Origin of the sequence: Clostridium sp., assembly GCF_016650095.1 — a bacterium.
Taxonomy (GTDB): domain Bacteria; phylum Bacillota; class Clostridia; order Clostridiales; family Clostridiaceae; genus Clostridium_AD.
In genome coordinates this window covers 1-4186 of sequence record NZ_JAENWL010000340.1, presented here as the reverse complement: position 1 = coordinate 4186, position 4186 = coordinate 1, and the positions used below count along the sequence as shown (strand labels likewise).

Annotated in this window: 3 protein-coding genes; 1 reads left to right on the top strand and 2 read right to left on the bottom strand. The window is 30.6% G+C overall.

All coding sequences use genetic code 11. The features are described from left to right. Both JJE11_RS15790 and JJE11_RS15785 read right to left on the bottom strand, forming a co-directional pair. Nucleotides 1-1055 (bottom strand): DEAD/DEAH box helicase (locus tag JJE11_RS15790; protein WP_291637335.1); only part of this gene is annotated, 1055 nt, incomplete at its 3' end. An 11-nt stretch (nt 1056-1066) separates the two neighbouring features. After that, entirely contained in the window at nt 1067-1411 is a 345-nt protein-coding gene (locus tag JJE11_RS15785) for a helix-turn-helix domain-containing protein (RefSeq protein ID WP_291637333.1), read from the bottom strand. A 963-nt stretch (nt 1412-2374) separates the two neighbouring features. On the opposite strand from JJE11_RS15785, the gene JJE11_RS15780 reads away from it, so the two are divergent. Continuing rightward, the gene (locus tag JJE11_RS15780; RefSeq protein WP_291637331.1) at nt 2375-3544 is read left to right on the top strand and encodes a YgeY family selenium metabolism-linked hydrolase; all 1170 of its coding nucleotides are present in this window, start codon (nt 2375-2377) and stop codon (nt 3542-3544) included. Nucleotides 3545-4186: the final 642 nt, after the last annotated feature.

Sequence of the window (4186 nt, the reverse complement as noted above, 5' to 3'; positions counted from 1 at the left end):
GCATTTGTAGATACTAGTCCACATAAAACACCTGTTATCATCTTGTTTTCAATTTCTTTACGTTCGAGTGGTGTATATCCTCCCCTGTATCCCGATATTTTATCTATTAAGGAGGCTCCAAAGAAACTCTCTGCTTCCAATTTATCTCTTGATTCCTTTAATACTATTTCAACATTTCTCCTTGATTTGGCAAAGGCAATAAAGCTATTGTCATTTTCTACCAACTTAGGAATAAGATTTGCAGCAACTGTAGTTGTCTGTACCTGTCCATAATATTTTTTATCAGCTCCCATAATCTTAGGTGGCTGAACAAGCATATACTTTCTTTCTGCAGCCGGAGAACCATCCCTATCAATTCGAATAAATTTATGTGAGAAAATTTCTTCTGCAAGTTCCACAGGATTTGCTATAGTTGCCGAACTACATAGATATTGTGGGGATGAATTATAATATCTGCATACTCTTCCTAATCTTCGAAAAAGATTTGCCACATGGGAACCAAATGCTCCTCTGTACGTATGCAATTCATCAATTACAACATATTTCAGATTAGAAAATATAAAATCAAATCCAAATTTACTATGATTCGGTAAAAATGCACCATTTAACATTTCTGGATTAGTTAAAATGATATTGGCGCTTTTTCTAATTCTGCTTCTTTCATTTACGGGGGTATCTCCATCATATACTCCTGCTGAAATCCTGTTTTCCCCGAAATATTCTAAATACGGTAAAATAGCACGATACTGATCGCTTGCTAATGCTTTTGTAGGATATATAAAAATTGCCCTTGCAAGGGGATTTGCTAAAATTTCTTGAAGAACCGGCAGCAAAAATCCAAGAGTTTTTCCACTGGCTGTAGATGTTGTTATTACAATATTAAGACCTTCCATTGCTTTTTCAAACATCTCTGCCTGATGACAATATAATTTTGTAATCCCATTTTGAGAAAGGTACCCACATAATTCTGGCGGCAAGGTCCTTGGGAAATCCAAATACTTAGCTTCTCTTTTGGGTATTGTTTTATTGTAAATAATTAAATCACGTATATTCATTAATATTGCTCCTATTCTACTAAATTACTTATCTCATCTTTATAATGCATATGACCCCAAGAACACATTTCTTCTAAAATTGGCATTAAAGATAACCCTTTTTCTGATAAAAAGTATTCTACTTTTGGTGGAACTTGGTGATATTCAGTGCGAACTATAATATCATATGTTTCAAGCTCCTTAAGTTGAGAACTTAACATTTTATGAGTGATACCTATAATACATTTTTTTAATTCTCCATAACGCAAAATTTTACGTCTTGATAGCCAAAACATTATTGCCATTTTCCATTTGCCACTAAATATAGACAATGTATATTCAAATGGTGCTGAGTAAACCTCTACTTCTTGATTCATATCATTACTCTCCTTTTGGTTAGTATCTTACACTAAAGTGCATACTGTTATTATTATCATACTACATATATAATGATACATCCAAGGTAATCAAATATTTCTCATTGTCTAGAACTTTATTTTGTGAGCCAGATTTAATTAATAAATGGATAGATAACAAAGGTTATAAGTCTAAATGTATTTCTTGTAATAAATGCTGGGACAAAGCACCAAATTCTTGCATTTTTAATAGGTAATTAAGGTAATAATAATAAAGATTTCTGCAAATTTTACCCTTGACTTGAAGTCCACTTCAAGTCAAGGGTTTCTTTTAAAAAGCTTTCTAACGATGTGTTTGGAATCCCTTGCTAATAAATTTATTATAAATTGTAACATTTATATAATGTGTATAATATTATATAAATAACAGATGAAGATATTAATTGGACAAACTTAAAAAACATTAAAATAAATATTTTTTCCCTATGAGAGGTGAAATGTGTATGTGGTGTTGGTGGATACTATTGTTATTATTATTTGACAATAACGATTGTTGCAACAATAACCGTTGTGAAAATCGTTGCAACAATAATCATTGTAAAAAAAGTTGCAACAATAATCGTTGTAAAGATCGTTGTAACAATAATTTAAATAATAGCTGTGATCCTTGGCGTGAACCTTGGTGTGATAGAAATAATCGTTAGAATGATTGACCTGATGTTCGTTATTAAAGAAGATAAGATTGTAAATCATTGTCATAGTTAAAAACAAAACATTGATCTTTGTTCAATAAAAATAAATATAAAAGCAGAGTTGATGTTCTGATTTCTATTTCAGAACAATAGCTCTGCTTATTTAAATTCTTCTATTCCGTCTCTCAAATGCTGATAACAATATTAATTGATAATAAATCGATAGAAAATTCAATTAATAAGCAATATAATAATAACATAAGTAAAAATACAAATATGGAGGTTTTTTATAATGAATAAATTAGATATGCTTATGGAAGAAGTAAAAAAGGAGCTTATTGAATTTACACAGGGCTTGGTAAGAATAAAAAGTTATTCTGGTCAGGAAGAAAAAATTGCTAAGTTTATAGAAAGAAAAATGAAGTCCCTTGGATATGATGAAGTTATTATTGATTCTACAGGAAACGTTCTTGGAAGAATTGGAAATGGCAAAAAAATAATTATGTTTGATTCACATATGGATACTGTTAAGGTAAATGATGAAGATAAGTGGGATGTTGAACCTTTTAGTGGTGATATAATTGATGGAAGACTTCATGGTCGAGGTTCTGTTGATATGAAAGGTGGACTTGCTGCTTCAGTATATGCTGGTGCTATTGCAAAGAAATTAGGATTAGATTCTGAAAAGACGATTTTTGTTTCTGGTACTGTATTTGAAGAAGATTGCGATGGAGAAAACCTTAAACATTTATTTAAAGAATTCAACATTGAACCTGACTACTTTATTACTTGCGAACCATCTGATAATAAAATTGTAACTGGTCATAAAGGTAAAGCACAAATTATAATTAAAACAAATGGTGTTTCAGCACATGGATCTGCACCAGAAAAAGGGGTTAATGCAATTTATGAAATGGCCGAAATCATTAAGCGTGTTGAAAAGACCAATGCAGAACTAATGAAAAAAGATGCTCCAAGAGGAACCCTTGTTATGTCCAACATTTCAAGTACAAGCGCATCTTTAAATGCAGTTCCATCTGAATGCGAAGTATATTTGGACAGAAGAATGGTACTTGGAGAAACTGAAGAAATGATCAAAGCAGAGATGGATAAAATAATAGAAGGCAAAGATGGAGAATGGAAACTAGGAACAATTTGTAGGACAAGCTGGACTGGAACGGATATCAATTATAAACCTTTTCACTTGGCATGGAAAATCGACTTAAATCACGAACTTTCAAAAGCATTCAGTGAAGCATATAATGAAAATTTTGGAACTCCTCCAGAGTACGATTATTGGGATTTTAGTACCAATGCAGTAACACCTGTTGCTATGGGAATACCTACAATTGGTTTTGGACCAGGTGAATACAAGTTGGCACACATGAGAAACGAGAACTGTAAAGTAAGCCAATATGTTGAAGCCTGTAGTTTTTATACAAGAGTAATTGAAAAATTATAAAAATATTTAATGGCAATAATTAACAAGTATATTCCATTCTATATTGGTTATCATAATATTGTAGAGTACAAAGCAACTGATCCAAAGTTTATATATCCATTCACAGAATGTATATGTAAACCATCCAAAAGTTCAATATAGTTTTTACTATAATATTAACTTATATTGAATTAGAGGACGATTTAATACTTGGGAAGAGCATTAATATAGTCGATGTTGTATAACATTTATTATACTATGGTTCGAACCTATCGTATTAAGTAATGGAAGGTTATATGATGTGTTGTAGCGTTTATATATAGCCGAGAGGTTATATATAATCGTGTAAATATTTTATATAATCGAACGAACCATCATCACTGGTAGTGATTTATTTAATTAATATCGAACGATGTTAATTGTATAATAAATTATCTATGCTGGTGTTAGGTAGGTTGTTTTGTACTCTCATATTAAAAAATGATAATTCATTTGAATTCTAAATATATAAAATTCAAAGTATAATAATTGTTTACCCTTTTTTTATTTCTTAATTGTTACAATTAATTTTTAATTCTGTCACCATAATGACACATAGAATTGTTATTATAAGTGTGTAGAAGGTAATTGATTTTTTTAATTAGAGCCCCCCTTTAATTAAAT